The organism is Shimia sp. MIT910701 (assembly GCF_047126315.1).
Taxonomy (GTDB): domain Bacteria; phylum Pseudomonadota; class Alphaproteobacteria; order Rhodobacterales; family Rhodobacteraceae; genus Shimia.
In genome coordinates this window covers 2,305,163-2,326,753 of sequence record NZ_CP138953.1, presented here as the reverse complement: position 1 = coordinate 2,326,753, position 21,591 = coordinate 2,305,163, and the positions used below count along the sequence as shown (strand labels likewise).

15 protein-coding genes and 4 tRNA genes are annotated in these 21,591 nt (G+C 57.4%); 9 read left to right on the top strand and 10 right to left on the bottom strand.

Annotated features, from left to right (window positions below):
- Positions 1-60 precede the first annotated feature (60 nt).
- Positions 61-1,284, bottom strand: coding sequence for a 5-aminolevulinate synthase (hemA, locus tag SIB38_RS11125; RefSeq protein ID WP_294113698.1), 1,224 nt, complete (start codon positions 1,282-1,284; stop codon positions 61-63).
- A 216-nt stretch (positions 1,285-1,500) separates the two neighbouring features.
- Between hemA and SIB38_RS11120 the strand changes: the two genes are divergently transcribed.
- Positions 1,501-2,874, top strand: coding sequence for a M20/M25/M40 family metallo-hydrolase (locus SIB38_RS11120; protein WP_412550150.1), 1,374 nt, complete (start codon positions 1,501-1,503; stop codon positions 2,872-2,874).
- Positions 2,875-3,001: 127 nt separating this feature from the next.
- Here SIB38_RS11120 and SIB38_RS11115 read toward each other — a convergent pair.
- Both SIB38_RS11115 and SIB38_RS11110 read right to left on the bottom strand, forming a co-directional pair.
- Positions 3,002-3,078, bottom strand: a tRNA-Asp gene (locus tag SIB38_RS11115).
- Between the two features lie 63 nt (positions 3,079-3,141).
- Positions 3,142-3,218: transfer RNA gene (locus tag SIB38_RS11110), tRNA-Asp, on the bottom strand.
- A 236-nt stretch (positions 3,219-3,454) separates the two neighbouring features.
- Between SIB38_RS11110 and SIB38_RS11105 the strand changes: the two genes are divergently transcribed.
- Positions 3,455-3,646, top strand: a complete 192-nt coding sequence (locus SIB38_RS11105; RefSeq protein WP_294113700.1) for a hypothetical protein — start codon at positions 3,455-3,457, stop codon at positions 3,644-3,646.
- 174 nt (positions 3,647-3,820) lie between these two features.
- Here the strand turns inward: SIB38_RS11105 and SIB38_RS11100 are convergent.
- Positions 3,821-3,896: transfer RNA gene (locus tag SIB38_RS11100), tRNA-Val, on the bottom strand.
- A 117-nt stretch (positions 3,897-4,013) separates the two neighbouring features.
- Here SIB38_RS11100 and SIB38_RS11095 point away from each other — a divergent pair.
- Complete coding sequence (locus tag SIB38_RS11095; RefSeq protein ID WP_294113701.1) at positions 4,014-5,015, top strand: GlxA family transcriptional regulator; 1,002 nt, start codon at positions 4,014-4,016, stop codon at positions 5,013-5,015.
- Between the two features lie 333 nt (positions 5,016-5,348).
- On the top strand, positions 5,349-8,369 hold the full coding sequence (locus SIB38_RS11090) for a calcium-binding protein (protein ID WP_412550149.1): 3,021 nt from the start codon (positions 5,349-5,351) through the stop codon (positions 8,367-8,369).
- Between the two features lie 130 nt (positions 8,370-8,499).
- On the opposite strand, the gene SIB38_RS11085 is transcribed toward SIB38_RS11090, so the two are convergent.
- The 5 genes from SIB38_RS11085 to SIB38_RS11065 form a co-directional block, all read right to left on the bottom strand.
- A tRNA-Val gene (locus SIB38_RS11085) sits at positions 8,500-8,575 on the bottom strand.
- Positions 8,576-8,594: 19 nt separating this feature from the next.
- Positions 8,595-9,041, bottom strand: a complete 447-nt coding sequence (locus tag SIB38_RS11080) for an HU family DNA-binding protein (protein ID WP_294113704.1) — start codon at positions 9,039-9,041, stop codon at positions 8,595-8,597.
- Positions 9,042-9,196: 155 nt separating this feature from the next.
- Positions 9,197-9,748: a polyhydroxyalkanoate synthesis repressor PhaR gene (gene phaR / locus SIB38_RS11075; RefSeq protein ID WP_412550148.1), complete on the bottom strand. Its 552-nt coding sequence runs from the start codon at positions 9,746-9,748 to the stop codon at positions 9,197-9,199.
- A gap of 138 nt (positions 9,749-9,886) precedes the next feature.
- Entirely contained in the window at positions 9,887-10,333 is a 447-nt protein-coding gene (locus SIB38_RS11070) for a phasin family protein (protein WP_412550147.1), read from the bottom strand.
- A 146-nt stretch (positions 10,334-10,479) separates the two neighbouring features.
- The gene (locus tag SIB38_RS11065; RefSeq protein ID WP_412550146.1) at positions 10,480-12,273 is read right to left on the bottom strand and encodes a PHA/PHB synthase family protein; all 1,794 of its coding nucleotides are present in this window, start codon (positions 12,271-12,273) and stop codon (positions 10,480-10,482) included.
- A gap of 107 nt (positions 12,274-12,380) precedes the next feature.
- Between SIB38_RS11065 and phaZ the strand changes: the two genes are divergently transcribed.
- From phaZ to SIB38_RS11045, 4 genes are all read left to right on the top strand, one after another.
- Positions 12,381-13,667, top strand: coding sequence for a polyhydroxyalkanoate depolymerase (gene phaZ, locus SIB38_RS11060; protein WP_412550145.1), 1,287 nt, complete (start codon positions 12,381-12,383; stop codon positions 13,665-13,667).
- Between the two features lie 591 nt (positions 13,668-14,258).
- On the top strand, positions 14,259-17,924 hold the full coding sequence (locus tag SIB38_RS11055; protein ID WP_412550144.1) for a vitamin B12-dependent ribonucleotide reductase: 3,666 nt from the start codon (positions 14,259-14,261) through the stop codon (positions 17,922-17,924).
- A 10-nt stretch (positions 17,925-17,934) separates the two neighbouring features.
- Positions 17,935-18,126, top strand: a complete 192-nt coding sequence (locus SIB38_RS11050) for a hypothetical protein (protein WP_294113713.1) — start codon at positions 17,935-17,937, stop codon at positions 18,124-18,126.
- Between the two features lie 339 nt (positions 18,127-18,465).
- Positions 18,466-19,827: a DUF3179 domain-containing (seleno)protein gene (locus tag SIB38_RS11045; RefSeq protein WP_294113715.1), complete on the top strand. Its 1,362-nt coding sequence runs from the start codon at positions 18,466-18,468 to the stop codon at positions 19,825-19,827.
- Here the strand turns inward: SIB38_RS11045 and SIB38_RS11040 are convergent.
- Positions 19,824-20,717: a LysR family transcriptional regulator gene (locus SIB38_RS11040; protein ID WP_294113717.1), complete on the bottom strand. Its 894-nt coding sequence runs from the start codon at positions 20,715-20,717 to the stop codon at positions 19,824-19,826. The genes SIB38_RS11045 and SIB38_RS11040 overlap by 4 nt on opposite strands.
- Positions 20,718-20,808: 91 nt before the next feature.
- Between SIB38_RS11040 and SIB38_RS11035 the strand changes: the two genes are divergently transcribed.
- On the top strand, positions 20,809-21,576 hold the full coding sequence (locus SIB38_RS11035) for an SDR family oxidoreductase (RefSeq protein ID WP_294113719.1): 768 nt from the start codon (positions 20,809-20,811) through the stop codon (positions 21,574-21,576).
- Positions 21,577-21,591 lie beyond the last annotated feature (15 nt).

Sequence of the window (21,591 nt, the reverse complement as noted above, 5' to 3'; positions counted from 1 at the left end):
CGATCCCCTTGTTAGGTATGAATATAACACAAACAAGGGGTACTACACTAAGAGTTCATTTTACCCCGCCATATCGGCACGATTCAGCGCACAGTGGCTCCAGAGGGCGTCCATTGCACCTACAAGAGCATCAATTTCCTTCGGCCCATGCACCGGCGACGGCGTGAACCGGAGGCGCTCTGTGCCGCGTGGCACAGTCGGGAAATTGATCGGCTGCACATAGATGCCGTAGTCTTCCAACAGGTGATCAGACAGCACTTTGGTATGCACAGGATTTCCGACAATCACAGGCACGATATGGCTGCCGTGATCGATGATGGGCAGACCTAGACCTTTCAGACGCAGCTTCAGAATTTGCGCCTGAGTCTGGTGTTTTTCACGCAGCGCCTGGTCGGTTTTCAAGTGCGCGACAGAGGCCGCGGCACCGGCTGCAACAGCGGGTGGCAAAGACGTCGTGAAAATGAAGCCCGGCGCGTAAGACCTTACGGCGTCACACATTTTTTCAGAGGCCGCGATGTACCCCCCCATCACGCCATAGGCTTTGGCGAGGGTACCGTTGATGATGTCGATACGATGCGCAAGGGTGTCGCGCTCAGTCACACCGCCACCACGCGGGCCATACATGCCAACCGCGTGCACCTCATCGATATAGGTCAAGGCACCAAACTCATCGGCCAGATCACAAATGGCTTCGATGGGGCCAAAATCGCCGTCCATCGAGTAGACCGATTCAAAGGCAATCAGCTTTGGCGCAGCTGGATCATCCGCCTCTAAAAGCTCGCGCAGATGCGCCACATCATTGTGTTTGAAAATGCGTTTTGCGCCCCCATTGCGGCGCACGCCTTCAATCATCGAAGCGTGGTTCAACTCGTCCGAATAGATGATCAATCCAGGGAAGAGTTTTGGCAAAGTACTTAAAGTTGCATCATTTGCGATGTAGGCGCTGGTAAAAAGCAGGGCTGATTCTTTGCCGTGCAGGTCGGCAATCTCGGCTTCCAGGCGCTTGTGATAGACGGTTGTGCCAGAGATATTGCGCGTCCCACCAGAGCCTGCGCCGGTCGCATCCACAGCTTCATGCATCGCGTCCAGCACAACAGGGTGCTGGCCCATGCCGAGGTAGTCGTTGCCGCACCACACTGTTATGGGCTGTTCTTCGCCATCCGGGCGTGTCCATGTGGCATGTGGGAAATGGCCCTGCTTCCGTTCAATATCGATGAACGTGCGATAGCGTCCCTCTTCGTGCAAACGATTGAGTGCGTTATCTAGCTTTGCAGTGTAATCCACAGTGGCTTTCCTTCTTACCGGTCTGGGCGACCTGGCGTCGCAACACCCATCAGGGCATTGGCGCTCTTGTAGTCTTCTGTCGCGCTTTCCGCAATTGCTACCAAATGATACATCTTTCGCACATTGATATCGATCAAAGAGTGAAAGCGCGAGTCTGGACAGTCGGATTTGCGGTGATACGGTCCCCGCAAATCGTCGCACCTGAAGGAGGCTTCCATGACGCTTGACCCCGTTCTCGCCCGCATCGATCAGAATATGCCGGAGGCGATTGACCGCCTGTTTGATCTGCTCCGCATCAAGTCCATCTCCACCGACCCAGCGTTTGACGCAGATGTCGATGCCGCTGCCGATTGGTTGGTCAAAGACCTGCAAAGCCTTGGTGTGGATGCACAAAAACGCCCCACCACCGGCCACCCGATGGTCGTAGGTCACATTGACGGCCCCGGCCCACATGTGCTGTTTTACGGCCACTATGATGTGCAACCGGTCGACCCGCTTGAGCTTTGGGACCGTGATCCGTTTGATCCTGCGCTGGAAGACACCGACGCCGGCCAGGTGATCCGCGCCCGCGGCGCCTCTGATGACAAAGGCCAGTTGATGACCTTTGTCGAAGCTTGCCGCGCCTGGAAGGCCGAACACGGCGCCCTGGCCTGCAAAATCACCTTCTTGTTTGAAGGCGAGGAAGAATCCGGCTCCCCAAGCCTTGTGCCGTTCCTGAAAGAGAACGCCGAGGAGCTGAGCTGCGACATCGCCCTGATCTGCGATACCGGCCTGTTTGAAAGCGCCGTGCCTGCGATCACCACCATGCTGCGCGGCCTGCTGGCCGAAGATTTCACAATCACCGGCCCCAGCCGCGACCTGCATTCCGGCATGTATGGCGGCATCGCCATGAACCCAATCCGCGTGCTGAGCGGCATCCTCGCTGACCTTCACGACGACACCGGTGCGGTGACGCTGGACGGCTTCTATGATGACGTCCCGGAACTGCCCGATGACATCCGCGCCCAATGGCAAGGCCTGAACTTCGACCATGCCACTTACCTGGGCGACGTGGGCCTGAAATCCCCGGCCGGCGAGCAAGACCGCACCCCGCTGGAACAAATCTGGTCCCGCCCAACTTGCGATGTGAACGGCATTTGGGGCGGCTACACCGGCGACGGTTTCAAAACCGTGCTGCCCTCTCAAGCCTCTGCCAAACTGTCCTTCCGCCTCGTTGGACAGCAAGACCCGGACAAAATCCGCGACAGCTTCCGCGCCCATCTGGAAAGCCGCCTGCCGGAAGGCTTCACGGTTGAATACCGCTCCGAAAAAGGCTCCACCGCCTCGCAAATGTCCATCGAGGACCCGGCCTTTGAAAAGGCCCGCGTCGCGCTCAGCGATGAGTGGCCCCGTCCAGCGGCCTATGTTGGCTGCGGCGGTTCCATCCCAATCGCAGGCTTCTTCAAAGAGATGCTGAACATGGATTCGATGCTGATCGGCTTTGGCCGTGACGACGATCAGATCCACTCTCCAAACGAGAAATACAATGTGGAGAGTTTCCACAAAGGCACCCGCTCCTGGGCACGGATCCTGGCCGCGCTTTCCGCCTAACTATTTGAGAACACTCGGACTCACAAAACGCGCCTCCCGGGGCGCGTTTTTCGTTGGGGCCAACAAAAGGCGCAAAGATATACTGCGCAGCAACCAATTCATCGTCTCTGTTTAGGGGAGGAAGAAGTGGCGCGGTTGACGGGGCTCGAACCCGCGACCCCCGGCGTGACAGGCCGGTACTCTAACCAACTGAGCTACAACCGCGCATATATCTTCGCCTTTCGGCATGTCCATTCCCGAAGGGCCCAGGACCTGGGTTGGTAGTGGTGGCGCGGTTGACGGGGCTCGAACCCGCGACCCCCGGCGTGACAGGCCGGTACTCTAACCAACTGAGCTACAACCGCTCACTACCTGCTGTCTGGCGTGTGCCGTTCAGCGTGTGGCGTGGTTTATGCCGAGTGCTGGGGCGCGTCAAGCGGATATCCGCGAGAAAATCGAAGAAATTTTCAGAAGCCATTTGTGGACCTTTAACCACAGGGGTTTCTTCTTTGGCAGACTCCCGCGTAGAGTGCTTTGCGCGCTGAATTTTTTGTGATTAGATGCGCTTACTCGATTCAATTGCTTTTGAAGGAATAACCCGATGAAACCACTTTATGCTGCCCTGTGTGTTGCCGGTATCACCCTTGCTGCGTGTTCTCAGCAAGAAGAGCCAACTCCGGTTTACGCTCAGCCAGATTTTGACAAGCGCGGCAACGCAAGCTGCATGGCCGGCTACGACCTGCTGACCACAGACACCGGCGCTCTGGTTTGCGCACCGGCAACTGCTGGCTAAACTTCAGCCACAGACTGGAATTTCGGGCGGTCCCTTCGGGGATCGCCTTTTTGATTCTGCCAAGCGCCTCAGCAGTCACAAACGCAGACACATTGCACGAAAGAAATTTGAAAGCGAAAACGCACTGAACACCCTTAAGGCAGGCGGATATTCAACGCTGGTAGAGGAGGTAGATGGTGGGTCGTGAGAGGCTCGAACTCCCGACATCTTCGGTGTAAACGAAGCGCTCTACCAACTGAGCTAACGACCCGGTAGGCGGGGATTTAGACCTTGGCGCAGGGACATGCAAGCCCCCTTTTTGAACTTTCTTTGCGTCTCGTCCAACTTCCTCATAGGGTGGCCGCAAAAAAAGGGAAACGAACACCCCATGCCCGATCCAATTGTGCCAAAAGGCGTTGCCCACGTCGCTGTTGATGTGGTCGAGACCCCTGATCCCATTGTCTTTGCGCTGCAACCGAACCTGTCGATGCTGGCCTTCACCTCCGCGGTGGAAACCCTGCGCATCGCCAATCAGCTCACAGGACAGATTCTCTATACTTGGACCACCATGTCAGAGACCGGCGAAAACGTGCGCTGCTCCAACGGCATCGAGATCGGTATCGACGCCCCATTGGGGGACACCCCGGCCAGCGCCTGTGTCTTTGTCTGCTCTGGCGTAGAACCTGAGCGCGCCGCCACTCCCAAAGTCGCCGATTGGATTCGCCACCAATGGCGCATGGGCCGCCGGGTCGGCGGGCTTTGTACCGGCGCGTTTACCTTGGCCAAGGCGGGCATTCTGGAAGGCAAGGACTTCACTCTGCATTGGGAAAACATCACGCCTTTCCGTGAGCAATATCCGACGCTGGATCCCCTCGAGCAGCTCTACGCCATCGATGACCGCATCATGACCTGCGGTGGTGGCGTCGCGGCGATGGATCTGTTCCTGAAGCTAATCTACGACCGCCACGGTGCCCCCCTCGCCCGCGCAGTGCTCAATATGTGCCTGCACACGGTCCAACGCTCAGAAACTGACCGCCAGCAAAGTTCAACCGCTGCTGTGATCGGCAACCGTAACGACAAGCTAGTGAAGATCATCGCCCACTTTGAGGAAAACCTCGAAGAGTCCATCGACCTCGATCAAGTCGCCCGCAGCCTCGGCGTGTCCCGCCGCCAGATGGAGCGCCTGTTCAAAACCCACCTGAACACGACCCCGAAACGCTTCTTGCAAGACCTGCGCCTGCAACGCGCGCGCATACTGCTGGCCGAGACCGATATGCCTGTTGTCGATGTGGCCATCGCATGCGGCTATGAATCCGCTGGAAACTTCTCCAAACGCTTCCGCGAGGCCTATGGCATCTCGCCTCACCGGTTCTCCGCAGGGCACGGATAGCTGGCGCGCGGGGCGATCATCGGCAACCTGTTGCCCAATGAACAGCCCCCTACACCTTTGATTGATTTCAAGTACTTTTTAGTTCACCTTTAACGGCACCAAAGTCATTCAGATCCTTATTTCAAAACCACCGAGAACACTTCAAAAGCGGCAAAAGGCCAGCATCGTTGGCAAATAAACTTAAAGCCTGCCACCGGGCTAACGAACGGCGAGTTTAGAATACTCAAAGCGGGCCGCGAACCAACAGCCGCCCGGCCTCTTTTTTAACGCCGTGGATCAAAGCCAATTTGATTTCCAACGTTTTGCCGGCGCAACTAAACTAGAGTTTTGACCATGCCAGATGATCATTCAAACACGACTACCGGCGCAACCGAACTGACTCTGGGCACCGATTTTTTCGGCACTCTGGACTATTACTTAGACGTTGATTTCTTTTCCATTCATCTTCTCGCGGGGCAGACCTACCGATTTGATTTTGAACTGGAAGAAGCCCCCTTCCCCGCCCTGAGGCTCGGAATTCTGGACAGCAACGGGAACTACCTTAACTGGATATCCGATGTCACCTTCACCGCCTTAACCTTCCGTCCAACGGTCTCGGGGCAATACTTCCTCGAAGTTTCCAACCACTATATCGAAAGCGAAGGTGACGAAACTTATGAAGGCGACTACACAGGAAGTGTTCAGGTCATCGCCGACGACTTCCCCAAGAAGCCTATCCCATCGGATGGAGCCATTGGTCCAGGCGACACGGTCGCTGGAACAGTTGACTACAAAAACGACACAGACGCGGTATGCATCAACGTTGAAGAGGCGGGCATTTACAGAGTCACCCTAAACGACGCGTCATCCGACTTGTGGGCTAACCTCAATCAACCCTACAGCTCCGAAACTTGGCGATCAGATTCAGAAGGAAATCGCGAGCTGCTTTTTGTTGCCGGCTCCGAGACACCTGTTGAGTTTTCCGTGAGGGGGGCAACGGCCGGCGCCACATATTCTTACACAGTAGAGCGCATCGGCACCGACGATCACAGCGACGAGCATGCAAAAGCAACACAACTGCAAGACGGGGACGCGCTCGACAGCAATATCGCCTTTGTTGATGAGGTTGATGCCTTCGAAATCGCAGGAGTCGCCGGCTCAACATACACTGTCACCATCGACCTTACCGAACCATCCTCTCAAGAGGGTCTCTATACGTCACTAAGAGATATTTACGATGAAAAGGCGTCAGCCACAAAAACCACTACGGCCACACAGATAACCTATGAGTGGACGCTCCGAACGGACACGTCTTATTTTTTGGAAGTAGGATCCGGCAACTACTTCACCCGCGGTCCTGACTACACCGCGTTTGGCGACTACACCGTGTCGCTCGCTGTGGTCAAAGGACAAAAACCTGTCTGGGGAAACCACACCGATGAGCTGTTTTTAGGAACCGACGAGGCCGAATTGTTTCGCACCCAAGAGGGCAACGACACGGTCCATTCTGGAAAAGGCGACGACAGCGTGTACCTCATGGAGGGCGACGACTACGTGATTGCTGGCGGTGGCCGCGAACTCTTCCATGGCGGCGGGGGCCATGATCGCATCAGCTATTACTACAGCCCGACTGGCGTGAAAATTAACCTCGAGACCAACGAGGTCTCGGGATCACGGGCTGCGAACGACGAGATTTTTACATTCGAGAGCGCAGACGGCTCCAACACCGGCAATGACATCATCTGGGGCACCAGCTCCGACAACACAATCCGCACCCATGGCGGCGATGACCGAGCCTACGCGGGAAAAGGCAATGATCAGGTATTTCTAGGAGCTGGCGATGACTATGTGCTTGTCGGCGGTGGCGCCGAAGAATTCCACGGCGGTGAAGGCAGCGACCACATCAGCTATTACAAAAGTAGGCGCGGCGTGACCGTCAACTTGGAAACCAATGACGTGTCAGGCAGCTGGGCAGAAAACGACACAATTAGCGGCTTTGAAAACGTTTCCGGCTCCAAAACTGGCCACGACCGAATCTACGGCACGGCAGGCGCCAACACCATCAAGACCTACAGCGGCAACGACAAGGTTTATGCCCGCGGCGGGGATGATCGAGTCTTACTCGGCGACGGCAACGACTATGTTCTGGTCGGGGATGGCGCAGGCACATACCGCGGCGGAGACGGCAACGACTACATCAGCTATTACCACAGCACCGGTGGCGTGGAGTTAGACTTGGACAGCAGTCGAGAGTCCGGTGGCTGGGCGGAGAATGATAGCATCCATGGCTTTGAAAGCGCCTCCGGCTCAAAAACCGGCAATGACGTGATCTACGGCACGGCAGGAGCCAACACCATCAAGACCTACGGCGGCAACGACAAGGTTTATGCCCGCGGCGGGGATGATCGAGTCTTACTCGGCGACGGCAACGACTATGTTCTGGTCGGGGATGGCGCAGGCACATACCGCGGCGGAGACGGCAACGATTACATCAGCTATTACAATCATGCCAATGGTGTGTCTCTCAACCTGGAAACCAATAGCGTAATGGGCGCCGGAGTGGATGGCCATATCATCAGTGGCTTTGAAAACGCCTCTGGCTCGGAGACGGGCAGCGACACGATTTACGGAAGTGCGACACACAATAGACTCAAGACCTACGGCGGAGATGACCTTGTCCATGCCGGACGCGGTCGGGACACCGTCTATTCCGGCACCGGCAACGACCAGGTGTTCCTGGGCGATGGCGACGATTTTGCCGTCTCAGGTGGCGGCACCGACCACTATGATGGCGGGAGCGGCTTTGACATGGTCAACTACACTAACAGCGCGTCCGGCGTGGTCATCGACCTTGCTGCCAACACGGCCTCCGGCGGTTGGGCAGAAGGTGACACATTGGTCAGCATCGAGGGTATCTCCGGCTCAGACGGCGGCCACGACCAACTCGCCGGGAACGCCGAGAGAAACTACCTTGATGGATTTGCGGGCAACGACACCCTGTACGGCCGGGACGGAGATGACTTGCTGGCCGGCAGAGCTGGCGACGATGTGTTGTTTGGCGGCAATGGCGACGACCGCTTGTCCGTTGGTGCTGGCACCAACGCAATGACCGGCGGCTCCGGCTACGATACTTTCGATTTCAAAATGGAAGACTTCGAAGGAGGCGCCGCAAGCCACACGGTCATTGAAGACTTCGAAGATGACGTGGACACGCTTGAAATCAACAGCAGCGGTCAGGTGGATGAAGACATCATTTCCTATGCCACACAGCAAGGCAACGATGTCGTGTTCTCGAACTTTGGCAATACGACCCTGATCATCAGAGATATGACAATCGCCGACCTGCAGGACGACGTGGACTTCAACTGGATCTAACTCTAACGAGAGAAGGCACTGCAGCCGCGCGGTGCCCTTTTCTTTTGGCGGCCAACCAGTGCCAACCGTCCTCCAAAATGACAAAAAGAAACGGGCGCTCAACCACTTAAGGGAGCGCCCGTTGAAATAATGGTGGGTCGTGAGAGGCTCGAACTCCCGACATCTTCGGTGTAAACGAAGCGCTCTACCAACTGAGCTAACGACCCGATGACGCGGCTTCTAACCTCACTCCGCGGGCTCCGCAAGCCCCTCGTCGTCACTTTCTGCAACTTCTGTCATTTTCCGGCGCAAACGCAGGTTCACCACCTGCACCTCTTCCAAATCCTTGCTGTTTTGCACCTTCACCTTGCCCAATCCCGGCATGTTCAAGCCACGCCCGGCCACCAGGGTTTCGCCCAGAATCGCCAGCGCCGCCTCGATCGCAGGCTTGGCATCGCGCTTTTTCACCCCAGCGCGGGCCACGGCTGCCTCGATCAGCTCTTTCTTGCGCATCACATCCACACCGGCTTCCTCCTCCCCCTCGGCATTCACCTCAGGCGCTTCCAACGGAGACGGTTCCGCCGCTTCGGCAATCTCTTTCAAGCTGGCGCTGGTTTTGCGGGATGTGGTCGCACGTGTACGCGACTTGCTCGTGGACGCACGTTTGCGCGTCGATGCGGGAGCCTTAGCCATGGCTTTCTACCTCACTGGTCTGCTCAACAAGGCAAGCATAGCACGAAAGCACTCAAAAGACAGGGAATTCGGGCATATGACACAATATCTACGCCCTAAACAAAAGTGGCGCACCAAATGCGCCACTTCAATTCTATCACATCCGCTGCGTGAACTTACTTCAGCTTGGACAGTTTGTCCTGCAACTCCGCCAGCTGTTTCTTGATGTCATCGAGGTCTTCGCCCTCCCCGGACGCTGCCTCAGCCTTCTCCGGCGCAGGGGCCGAGTTGCCCGGCCAGGCCATGCCGCCAGTCATCGCTTTCATGAAGGCTTCTTGCTGCGCTTGCATTGCTTCCAGGCCCGGCATCGACATGCCCGTTCCCATGCTCTCCATCACCTTCTCCTGGCTTTCGCGCAGCATATCAAAGGAGGTCTGCAAGAACTGCGGCACCATCGATGTCGCCTGCGTGGTATAGGCCCGCACAAGATCGTTGAGCACATTCACCGGCAGAACGTTTTCGCCCCGGCTTTCATGTTCGGCAATGATTTGAAGCAGATACTGGCGGGTCAGATCATCCCCGCTTTTCAAATCGACAATCTGGACTTCCCGACCGGACCGAATAAATCCGGCAATATCGTCCAACGTGACATAGTCACTGGTCTCTGTGTTGTAGAGCCGCCGGCTGGCGTATCGTTTGATCAGCAGTGGTTTATTGTCTTCGCCCACGTCATTCTCCCCAAAAACTTTAGCGCGCTGCAGAAAAGCCTATGCGACTGCAGCACAAAAAGAAAGAGCGGGCAATATGCCCGCTCACGCAATCTGCACCCCAAGGGAGGAAGCTGGGTGCCGATTTGCGACGTTTCTTTATTTGGAGGTCGCTTTTTTCGCGGCCGCGGTCACGTCGTTGGTGGCCTTTTTCACAGCAGCGGTTGCCTCTTCAGTGGCTTCTTTGCCCGCAGACATCAGCAGCTCAACAGTTTCCATCTGAACTTTTTTCGCAACTTCAGCGAACGCCGCCATGTTTTCCGCAGCAACTTCAGCCTGAGCAGACGCGAAGTCGGTCATCGCTTTGGCGTAGTCGGCTGGCTCTTCTTTCGCTTTGGACATGTCGCCCAGCTTGGACAGAGTGTCTTTGGTCCACTTGGTGGAGATCTCGGAGGATTTTTCAGCTGCACCCAGTGCAACGGCGGTCAGCTTCTCGTTCAGAGCTGCGGAGTTTTTGAACGCGTCTTCAAATGCAGTGGTGTCCACCGGGAAGGCGCCCAGTACGTCTTTAAACATCGCTGTAATGTCCTGTGCTGCTTTAGCCATTGGTCCAGTTCCTTAATAAATAACAGCCCGTGATAATTGAGGAGGGTTTGGGCTGTGCTTCTAGTCTCTGGCAACAATATGCTTTCTGCGACGCAGCATTTCAAGAGATTTTTGCTGCACTGCAGCAAAAACCTTTCACCGCCTTGTTATTTATATGCTTTTTTCAGCACGTAACTGCCAGGCGCATCGCCCAGCGTCGGATGATTCTCATCGCCATGCTGCCGTGCTGCGATCTTTTTACCTGACTTTTTTGACAACCATGTGTCCCACCGCGGCCACCAGGAGCCCTCATGGAAGGCCGCGCCATTCATCCACTCATCCGCTGAACCTTTGACATCGGTGTTGGTGTAATGGCCATACTTCTTCTTGCTCGGCGGGTTCACAATCCCGGCGATGTGCCCAGACTGGGAGACAATAAAGGTCTTGGAGCGGCTCTTGGTTTGCTGGAACCCGTGATAACAATCCTTCCAGCGCGCGATGTGATCTGTTTCGCAGGTCACCGCGCAAACCGGCACATCCACGTCAGCAATCTTCAGAGTCGTGCCACACAGCTCGACCCCCTCACCCACAAACTTGTTCGCCTGACACAGCTCGCGCAAATACTGATGCGCCATCTTGCCCGGCAGGCCAGAGCCATCGCCATTCCAATAGAGCAGATCAAACGCTGGCGGCGCCTCGCCCATAAAGTAGCTTTTGATCGCCGGTCCATAGATCAGGTCATTGGAACGCAGGAAACTGAACGTGCGCTGCATGATAAATGAGCGCAGCACGCCAAACTCGTTCACCTCATCATCGATGCCGTCGATGAAGTCATCCTGCAAGAACGGCGTAAACTCACCCTGATCCGAGAAATCGGTCAGCGTTGTGAAGAATGTCGCCGACTTCACCGATGTGTCGCCACGCTGTTTCATCAAGGACAACGTCAAATGCAGCGTGGTTCCGGCAATACAATAGCCCACCGCATTCACTTGCTTCTGCTTGGTGATGTCTTTGACCTGAGCAATAGCCTCAAGGAACCCTTCCTCGATATAGTCATCCAATCCCACATCCGCATAAGTCGGATCAGGGTTCACCCAGCTGACCACAAAAACCGTATAGCCCTGATCGACGCACCAGCGGATCAGGCTGTTCTGCTCTTTCAGGTCCAGAATGTAGTATTTGTTGATCCACGGTGGAAAGATAATCAGCGGGATCTCATGCACAGTCTCGGTGGTCGGCGTGAACTGCAACAGCTCAAACATCCGGTTGCGACAGACCACCTTGCCCGGCGCGGTTGCGATGTTGCGGCCAATCTCAAACGCATCCTCATCCGCCAGCTTGACCAGCGTCTCGCCATTGTTCGCTTCCAGATCCGAGATCAGGTTCTGCAACCCGTCAATCAGCGACTGCCCTTCGGTCTCCACCGCCTTCTCCAAAGCTTCCGGATTGGTGCCCAGAAAATTGGTTGGCGACATCATATCAACAATCTGGCTCGAGAAATACTCGATGCGTTGTTTGTCTTTCGACGAGAGCCCCTCAAGTTCGCCAACGGCGGTCTTAATCGCCTCCGCATTGCGCATGTACTGTTGTTTCAGGAGATTGAAATAGGGGTGCGACTTCCACATGGGATGAGAGAATCGCCGGTCTGTGGGTGTGTCATCCTGCGGTGCAGAAAACTGTCCCTTTAACATCAAATTTTGTGCGTCCACGAAAGATTTAACCGACTTACTCCACAGATCGAGCTGGTTTTCGATCACCTTTCCGGGGTTGTCGACCATCGCCTGCCAATAGGCATTGGCAGCATTCATAAAAACTTCAGGCTCCGGAGAATTTAGTTCATCTCTCAAGGGCTTATGGCGTCCCAAAACTTCTGTCAATCGCAGCGACAGAGCTTCAACTTTTGCCAAATTGGCGTTCAAGCGTTCCATTTTTTCGCCCGTATCAGTCTCATTTGTTGTCATATTAACCTATTCGCCCTAATGTCGCTGCTGTGCAGCATTAACCAAGCGCCCCCTCAATGTTACTGGGGAATTACTAGGGTGCATAGCCCAACGATAGGACGAAGCACATGCGATACATGGCCACGTATGACCTGATGGAAACCATGCGCAACACCAACCAATGGTTGGGCGCAACAGCGAGCGCCATGGCGTCCTACCCCGCCTTTGCATTGGTCCCCAACCCGGGTTTGCAGTGGATGGCCGCCTGGGGCGAAGTCACCGAACGGGCTTTCCAGCGCATGATTGTGAAACCTGACTGGGGCATCGACAGCTTCACCTGCGAAGACGGCAAAGACCACATCGTCAACATCAACACCGTGATCGAACGCCCCTTTGGCGACCTGATCCATTTTGAGGTCTCCGGCCGAAAGCCGATGAGCCGCAAGGTTATGCTGGTGGCACCGATGTCCGGCCACTACGCCACCCTCCTGCGCTCCACCGTGAAGAGCCTGATTGCCGATTGCGAAGTCTACATCACCGATTGGCATAACGCGCGTGATATCCCTGTGTCCGAAGGCAAGTTCGATGTTGAGGATTACACCCTCTACCTTGTCGATTTTATGAAAGAGCTTGGCCCCGACACCCATGTGATCGCCGTGTGCCAGCCTGCCCCGCTCACTCTGGCGGCCACCGCCTATCTCGCCGGGGAAGATCCTTCGGCGCAGCCTCGCTCCCTGACCCTGATCGGCGGTCCAATCGATCCAAATGCTGCCGCCACCGAAGTCACCGACTTTGGCCACCGCGTGACCATGGGCCAGTTGGAAGAAACCATGATTCAGCGGGTTGGCTTTAAGTATCCCGGCGTCGGCCGCATGGTCTATCCCGGTCTGCTACAACTCTCCTCCTTCATGTCGATGAATGGCGAGCGTCACTCCAAAGCCTTCGCGGATCAGATCCTGCGCGTGACCCGTGGCGAAGCCTCCGACCACGACGCCCACAACCGATTCTATGACGAATACCTCGCTGTCATGGACATGACCGCCGAGTTCTACCTCTCCACAGTGGAACGAATCTTCAAAAACGGTGAAATCGCCAACAACGAGTTTGTTGTCGCGGGCCGCAAAGTCGACATCAGCAAGATCACCACTGTGGCCGTGAAAACCGTGGAAGGCGCCAAAGACGACATCACCGCGCCAGGTCAGTGTATTGCCGCCCTGGACCTTTGCACAGGTCTGCCGGACAGCAAAAAGGCAAGCCACGTTGAGCCAGGCGCCGGTCACTACGGGATTTTTGCAGGCAAGAGCTGGCGCAACAACATCCGCCCCCTCGTGCTCGAGTTCATCGATGCCAACGCGGACGCGCCCAAGAAAAAGTCGGCCACGCGCAAGCCCGCCAATAAGAACACTGCCGCCTAAACAGGCGGTTCAAAAACCTCCGCACAGAAATGGGGCGATCGTTTGGCACGATTCGCCCCATTGTTGTTTTTGCCCCGTGGCGTTGCAAAAGATGCACATCTGCGACCCGCAACATTTTCCACATAAATCGGACGTCCAACCTACATATTGTGGATAACTCTTCCCCCAGCACTCCCCCAAAGCAGAAACGCCTTTTTTCAAACGTTTAGCGGAATTAACCAATATTAACGGGATCTAAATGCCCCTGTGGAGGAATCGGAGGCCTTGCGCGAGTCGCCGCCGACCACTTTCCGTCAACAGGAAAAATCCTGATTTTTCGTAAATAAATTCGTTGACCCTTTAGGGGCCGATACGCCAGTTTGTGGCAGCAGCCAAGAAAGCCCTCTAGATATAGTGGCGACCAAGGTAGCGGGGACAAACTCATACAAACGCCCATCCGGGTCTGTTGTATCGGCAATGCACACAGCTTTGCCCACCGATCCTCCTTTGCCTGTTGGTCCGCCCTAGCCTCCAAGGGCTCGCAAAGGCCGCGTCACTAAACGCACAGAACGTGCACCACGGGACACATTGGCACTGGGGACGAAGACAGGCATGAAGATTCAACGACGTTTCACCAAGACCGGACAAGACGCTTACGCAGATCTGGACTTCGTCACCACCGAATCTGAAATTCGCAACCCGGACGGCACCATCGTCTTCCACCTCGATGACATCGAAGTTCCGGCCAGTTGGTCGCAAGTGGCCTCCGATGTGATTGCCCAGAAATACTTCCGCAAAGCCGGGGTTCCCGCCAAACTGCGCAAGGTGCGCGAAAAAGGCGTGCCAGAATTCCTGTGGCGCTCCGTGCCTGCCAACGAAGACGTCACCATTGGCGGCGAAACCAGCGCCAAGCAGGTGTTTGATCGCCTCGCCGGGGCTTGGACCTATTGGGGCTGGAAAGGTGGCTACTTCTCCACAGAAGACGACGCCCGCGCCTACTTTGACGAAATGCGCTACATGCTGGCGACCCAGCGCGCCGCGCCCAACTCGCCCCAGTGGTTCAACACCGGCCTGCACTGGGCCTACGGCATCGATGGCCCATCGCAGGGCCACTACTATGTCGACTACAAAACCGGCAAGCTGACCAAATCCAAGTCCGCCTACGAACACCCACAACCGCACGCCTGCTTCATTCAGTCCGTGGCGGATGATCTGGTGGGCGACGGCGGCATCATGGACCTCTGGGTCCGCGAAGCCCGCCTGTTCAAATACGGCTCCGGCACCGGCACCAACTTCTCATCCCTGCGCGCAGATGGCGAATCTCTCTCCGGCGGAGGCAAATCTTCCGGCCTTATGGGCTTCCTGAAAATCGGCGACCGCGCTGCAGGTGCGATCAAATCCGGTGGCACCACCCGCCGCGCGGCCAAGATGGTCATTGTCGACGCCGATCACCCGGACATCGAAGAATACATCAACTGGAAGGTCAAAGAAGAGCAGAAGGTGGCCTCCATCGTGGCCGGCTCCAAAATGCACGAACAGAAGCTCAACGGCATCTTTGACGCGATCAAAGCTTGGGACGGTGCTGAGGCAGACGCCTATGACGCCAAGACCAACGACGGTCTGAAATCCGCGATCCGCGACGCCAAAAAGTCGATGATCCCGGAGACCTACATCAAGCGCGTGCTGGACTACGCCAAGCAGGGCTACGCCAGCATTGAGTTCCCGACCTACGACACCGACTGGGATTCTGAAGCCTACGCGTCTGTCTCCGGGCAGAACTCCAACAACTCCATCCGCGTCACCGACGCCTTCCTCAAGGCCGTGGAAAACGACGACGATTGGGAGCTGATCCGCCGCACCGACGGCGAGGTCGCCAAAACCATCAAAGCCCGCAAACTCTGGGAAGACGTCGGCCACGCCGCATGGGCCTGTGCCGATCCCGGCATCCAGTACCACGACACTGTGAACGCGTGGCACACCTGCCCTGAGGATGGTGAAATCCGCGGCTCCAACCCGTGCTCCGAATACATGTTCCTGGACGACACGGCCTGTAACCTCGCCTCCATGAACCTGCTGTCCTTTCTCAAGGACGGTGTGTTCCAGGCGGACGACTACATGCACGCCACCCGTCTCTGGACCGTGACACTGGAAATCTCCGTGACCATGGCGCAGTTCCCCTCCAAGGAAATTGCCCAACTGTCTTATGACTTCCGTACCCTTGGCCTGGGCTACGCCAACATCGGCGGCCTGCTGATGAACATGGGCTACGGCTACGACAGCGACGAAGGCCGTGCCCTCGGCGGCGCTCTCACCGCGCTGATGACCGGTGTCGCCTATGCCACCTCTGCCGAAATGGCCGGCGAACTGGGCGCCTTTGACGGGTATGCGCGCAACAGCGAACACATGCTGCGGGTCATCCGCAACCACCGCCGCGCGGCCCAAGGCCTGACCTCCGGCTACGAAGGCCTCGCCGTGAAACCTGTGCCGTTAGACACCGAAAACTGCCCAGATCAGGTGCTGGTCGAACTGGCCAAATCCGCCTGGGATGAAGCCCTCGAGCTTGGTGAGAAAAACGGCTACCGCAACGCCCAAACCTCTGTGATCGCCCCCACCGGCACCATCGGCCTGGTGATGGACTGTGACACCACCGGCATCGAGCCTGACTTCGCACTGGTGAAGTTCAAGAAACTCGCCGGAGGCGGCTACTTCAAAATCATCAACCGCTCCGTGCCTGCAGCCTTGGAAGGCCTCGGCTATTCTTCTGCTCAGATCGAAGAAATCGTGTCCTACGCAGTGGGCCACGGCACCATCGGCAATGCGCCAGGCATCAACCACACGTCTTTGATCGGTCACGGTTTCACGACCAACGAGATCGAAAAGATCGAAGCCGCGCTTGGCTCCGCCTTCGACATTCGCTTTGTGTTCAACCAGTGGACGTTGGGCGAAGAGTTCTGCACCAACGTCCTCGGTATCCCGGCAGACAAGCTGAACGATCCGTCCTTTGAACTGCTCGCACACCTTGGCTACACCAAAGCCGACATCGATCTGGCCAACGACCACGTCTGCGGCACCATGACCTTGGAAGGCGCCCCGCATCTCAAAGAAGAGCACTACGCGATCTTTGACTGTGCCAACCCATGCGGCAAAAAAGGCAAACGCTACCTCTCGGTGGACAGCCACATCACCATGATGGCCGCCGCGCAGTCCTTCATCTCCGGCGCGATCTCCAAGACGATCAACATGCCAAACGATGCCACCATCGAGGACTGCCAGAAGGCGTACGAGCTGTCCTGGTCCCTCGGCATCAAAGCCAACGCGCTCTATCGTGACGGCTCCAAACTGTCCCAACCTCTAGCCGCTGCACTGGTCGAGGACGATGACGAGGCCGCCGAAGTGCTCGAATCCGGCTCCATGCAGGAAAAAGCACAGGTTCTGGCCGAAAAGATCGTCGAGAAAATCGTCGTCAAAGAAGTGGCCCGTGGCCGCGAGAAAATGCCGGAACGCCGCAAAGGCTACACTCAGAAAGCTGTTGTGGGCGGCCACAAGGTATACCTGCGCACCGGCGAATACTCTGACGGCTCCTTGGGCGAAATCTTCATCGACATGCACAAGGAAGGCGCTGGCTTCCGCGCGATGATGAACAACTTCGCCATCGCCGTCTCGGTTGGCCTGCAATACGGCGTCCCGCTTGAAGAATTTGTCGATGCCTTTACCTTCACCAAATTTGAACCTGCCGGCATGGTGCAGGGCAACGACTCCATCAAAAACGCCACCTCGATCCTCGATTACATCTTCCGCGAATTGGCCGTGTCTTACCTCGACCGCACCGATCTTGCGCACATCAAGCCAGAAGGCACCACGTTTGACGATGTTGGACGTGGCGAGGAAGAAGGCGTTTCCAACGTGTCCGAACTGTCCGACACCGCCGCGACTCGCTCGCTTGAGGTCCTGAAACAGATCTCCTCCACCGGCTATTTGCGCAAGCGCCTGCCCCAGGAACTGGTCGTTCTGAACGGCGGCGGCAACATTTCTGTGGATAACTCGGACGCTGTGAAAAATCTGGCCACTTTGGTGCCGGAAACCGCTGGCGCGACCGTATCAGACGTGGCAACAAGCGCCTCCGTCACGGCAGCTGTGGCCCCGATGGATGAACGGGCCAAGGCCAAGATGCAGGGGTATGAGGGAGACCCCTGTGGCGATTGCGGCAACTACACGCTGGTGCGCAACGGCACCTGCATGAAATGCAACACCTGCGGCGCCACCTCGGGCTGCAGCTAAGGAGAAAACCGTGACGAAGCGCAGAAGCCTTCTGTCTGAAGAAGACCAAAGCCACGCAACCACCGACACATTGGTGGGCACCATCCGCATCAGCGGCGACTGGGCCCGCAAAGTCCGTGGTGAAACCGATGCCCCTGCCCCGCAGGCGGCCAACGACGACTACGCCGAACATCAGCTCTTTGCCGCGCGCAAAAGCTCCTGATCGGCGCCTCAAGATCCCGGGGGGACCTGGGTAGGGGGCCTCGGCCCCCGACGACATAACCCGCTGCCGTCCCTACTCACTGGCAGCGGCGTTCCACGGAGCGGGTGCGCTCGCTCCGACGACATTCAGGCCGCAGGCAAAAAACATCGAGCGGTAACATAGAGTGAGCCTGAATGGCGAAACTGGGGGGCCCCGACGGCCCCCCATTTTTTTTGCGCTGGCGTCCAACCGGGCACAAATCTTTCAATCAACTCACTTTCTCCTGAACCAAGTTGATTGGCGCGCGCCTTCCGTCCTCGGCCACAAAGAAGCACCAGCCCTTTGAGCCAAGGACCGATCATGCCCCTCCGCCTCTCTGCCCTGCTCTGCGCCTTTGCGCTGTCCACAGCCCTGCCCGCTCAAGCAGAGGAAACGCCGCCCCTGCCCGACTACGTGATCGCGCAATTTGGCACACCGCCCGCTGTGCCCTCCGGCCCCTTGTCCGATACCCTCGAGACCGCCGCCGACATGGCCTTTGTCGAAAGCATGCAGCAAGGCACCTGGGGACGTGATCAATCGCTTGCGCTCGACGAGATCGCTGCGTCAGGCGACCCACGCCTTGCCTGGATCATCAGCGATCTGATGCGATTTGTGACCTCACCCCAATTAAACTTCGTCCTCTCCGAGGCCGCCGCCACTTTGCTGGAAATCGACACACCAACCGAAAATACCTGGGGCATCGTCACCGACCACCTGATCGCCTGGGACATCCCCGAACCACCCGACTACCTGCGCTTCAAACGCGCGATCTTCACCGCCATCGTGCCTGAATGGGACCCTCTGTTTGTGCCTGGCGACATCGATTGGCGATTGGTCTCCTGGGGCGGCGTGCTGATCGACGACCGCGCGTTTGACACCACGGATGATCCCTGCAACTGCATCCCCGCCGCCGACACCCCCGAGGTCACCGACGCCGCAAGCGCCACTTGGCTCAAGGATGACGACATTGTCTTTGGCGTTGAGGTCAATGGCGAATACCGCGCCTACCCGCGCCAGATCATGGAAGTCCGCGAGATGGTCAACGACACCCTTGGCGGGCGCGACCTCGGCATCCCCTACTGCACCCTCTGCGGCGCCGCGCAAGCCTATTTCACCGACCAAATGCCCGCTGGCGTAGACCGCCCTATCCTGCGCACTTCCGGCCTGCTTAGTCGCTCGAACAAAGTCATGTACGACCTGACCACCTACTCTGTGTTCGACACCTTCTTAGGCCACGCCGTCACCGGCCCCTTGGCCGACAAGGGCATCAAGCTTGAACAAGCCGCCGTGGTCACAACCGACTGGGGCACTTGGAAAACCGCCCACCCAGAAACCACAGTTCTCGCTGAATACCTTGCCCTTGGCCGCAACCCTGATTTCCGCAATGGCCGCGACGCCAACGGGCCGATTTTCCCGGTGGGTGACGTCGACCCCCGCCTGCCCGTACACGAAGACATCATCGGTATCGTCACCGCTTCCGGCCAACCCGTCGCTTTCCAACGCAGCAAAACCCTTGTGGCCCTGCGCAAAGGCGAAAACATCGCCTATGAAAACATCCGTCTCAAACTCGACGCAGGTGGCATTCGCGCGGTCGACATAAACGGCGCCGACCTCGGCAGCCACCAAGCCTTCTGGTTCGCTTGGTCCCAGTTTCACCCAGACACCGCCCTCTGGCCCGGCTAACCCACTAGGCTCTCACGCAGAAAATCAATCATCACCCGCGTCTTGCGCGACAGATACCGGCGGTTTGGGTAAAGCACCCAGGCCGCCGTTTCAAAATCACTCACTGTGGCCTGAAACTTTGGGCACAGCTCCAGCAACCGCCCTTCGGCCAAGTCTTTCGCGACCAGCCAATCCGCCAATAGCGCCACGCCGAGCCCTTCCCGCGCAGCCTCCAAAAGCGCCAGTGCATTGGAAAACTTGTACCGCCCTGCCGCGTTTATCTCAAACGCCTCCGAACCCGCACGAAACCGCCAGATATCCCCGATCCCCGGCAGAGCATATCGCAAACAATCATGGTCCCGCAGGCCCTCAGGCGTCGCCAACCCACCCGCACGGTCCAGATACGCCGGGCTCGCCACGAGATGATACCGCGTGTCCATCAGCTTACTGGACACCAAATCCCCTTTCGGTGCCGGGGCCAAGCGCACCGCCAAATCAATCCCCTGCTCCACCAAATCCAAATTGGCATCGCTGCTGATAACTTCAACGGACACCTCCGGATATCGCTCTGAAAACGCAGGCAGAACCGGCACAATCTTCTGACAGGCAAAGGCTACTGACATCGTCATGCGCAACGTACCTGATGGCGCTTGACGCGCACCAGAAGCCGCTTGCGCTGCCGCCCGCATTTCCTCCACCAGCGGCGCCACGCGCTGCAAATAGGCCGCACCCTCTTCGGTTGTGGACAGCTTACGCGTTGTACGGTGAAACAACCGCACGCCCAACTCTGCCTCCAAAGCCGAGAGGCTGCGAGACACCGACGAGGGATCCACATCCAACACCCGCGCCGCGCCGGCAATGCTGCCCTGTGCCTGCACCAACAGCGCCATTTCCAAATCTCGAACATCCATTCGTGCAAATTACACATGAAACTAATGTCGATCCAGTGCTTTCTGACACCTCCCTCACGGCTTACCTCAGAGGCTACAAAAGGAGACCTCAATGACAAACCTGACTGGAAAAACCGCCATCATCACCGGCGCCAGCCGCGGCATCGGCGCCGCCACAGCCCGTCACCTCGCTGCTCTCGGCGCCAACGTCGTGCTCGCCGCCCGCTCCCAAAGCGCGCTGTCAGAACTGACACAAAGCATCCTCGACGACGGCGGCGCGGCCCGTCTACAAGTCTGCGACGTTGTCGATCCGACCTCGGTAGACGCCTTGATCAAAATGGCCACCGACACCTTCGGCAGCCTCGACATCCTTGTGAACAACGCAGGCCTCATCGACCCGATCACGACCTTGGCCGACAGCAACCCCGCCGCATGGGCCAAGGTCCTCGATGTGAACGTCAAAGGCGTCTACCACGGCCTGCGCTACGCCCTGCCCGTCATGCGCGCGCAAGGTGCGGGCACCATCATCAACATCTCGTCTGGTGCGGCCAATTCCTTCCTCGAAGGCTGGTCCCACTACTGCGCTTCCAAAGCCGCCGTCGTGCGCCTCACCGGCATCGCCCACAAAGAAAACGCCGACGCAGGCGTAACCGTCGTTGGCCTCAGCCCCGGCACAGTCGCCACCGACATGATGGCCACCATCCGCGCCTCCGGCATCAACCCCGTCAGCCAGCTGTCCCCAGACGCGCACATCCCAACCGAATGGGTTGCACAGGCCATCGCCTACCTCTGCGGCCCCGATGGCAGAACCTACGCAGGCCAGGATTTCTCTCTGAAAACCAAAGAAGGCCGCGCGGCTCTCAACCTCCCCCCGGTATGACCCGCAAAAAAAAGG

Bases quoted from the DNA above. Each gene is read 5' to 3' on its own strand.
- SIB38_RS11120 (WP_412550150.1), top strand. From the start codon at position 1,501: ATGACGCTTGACCCCGTTCTCGCCCGCATCGATCAGAATATGCCGGAG.
- SIB38_RS11105 (WP_294113700.1), top strand. From the start codon at position 3,455: ATGAAACCACTTTATGCTGCCCTGTGTGTTGCCGGTATCACCCTTGCT.
- SIB38_RS11095 (WP_294113701.1), top strand. From the start codon at position 4,014: ATGCCCGATCCAATTGTGCCAAAAGGCGTTGCCCACGTCGCTGTTGAT.
- SIB38_RS11090 (WP_412550149.1), top strand. From the start codon at position 5,349: ATGCCAGATGATCATTCAAACACGACTACCGGCGCAACCGAACTGACT.
- SIB38_RS11080 (WP_294113704.1), bottom strand. From the start codon at position 9,041: ATGGCTAAGGCTCCCGCATCGACGCGCAAACGTGCGTCCACGAGCAAG.
- SIB38_RS11070 (WP_412550147.1), bottom strand. From the start codon at position 10,333: ATGGCTAAAGCAGCACAGGACATTACAGCGATGTTTAAAGACGTACTG.
- SIB38_RS11065 (WP_412550146.1), bottom strand. From the start codon at position 12,273: ATGACAACAAATGAGACTGATACGGGCGAAAAAATGGAACGCTTGAAC.
- phaZ (WP_412550145.1), top strand. From the start codon at position 12,381: ATGCGATACATGGCCACGTATGACCTGATGGAAACCATGCGCAACACC.
- SIB38_RS11055 (WP_412550144.1), top strand. From the start codon at position 14,259: ATGAAGATTCAACGACGTTTCACCAAGACCGGACAAGACGCTTACGCA.
- SIB38_RS11045 (WP_294113715.1), top strand. From the start codon at position 18,466: ATGCCCCTCCGCCTCTCTGCCCTGCTCTGCGCCTTTGCGCTGTCCACA.
- SIB38_RS11040 (WP_294113717.1), bottom strand. From the start codon at position 20,717: ATGGATGTTCGAGATTTGGAAATGGCGCTGTTGGTGCAGGCACAGGGC.
- SIB38_RS11035 (WP_294113719.1), top strand. From the start codon at position 20,809: ATGACAAACCTGACTGGAAAAACCGCCATCATCACCGGCGCCAGCCGC.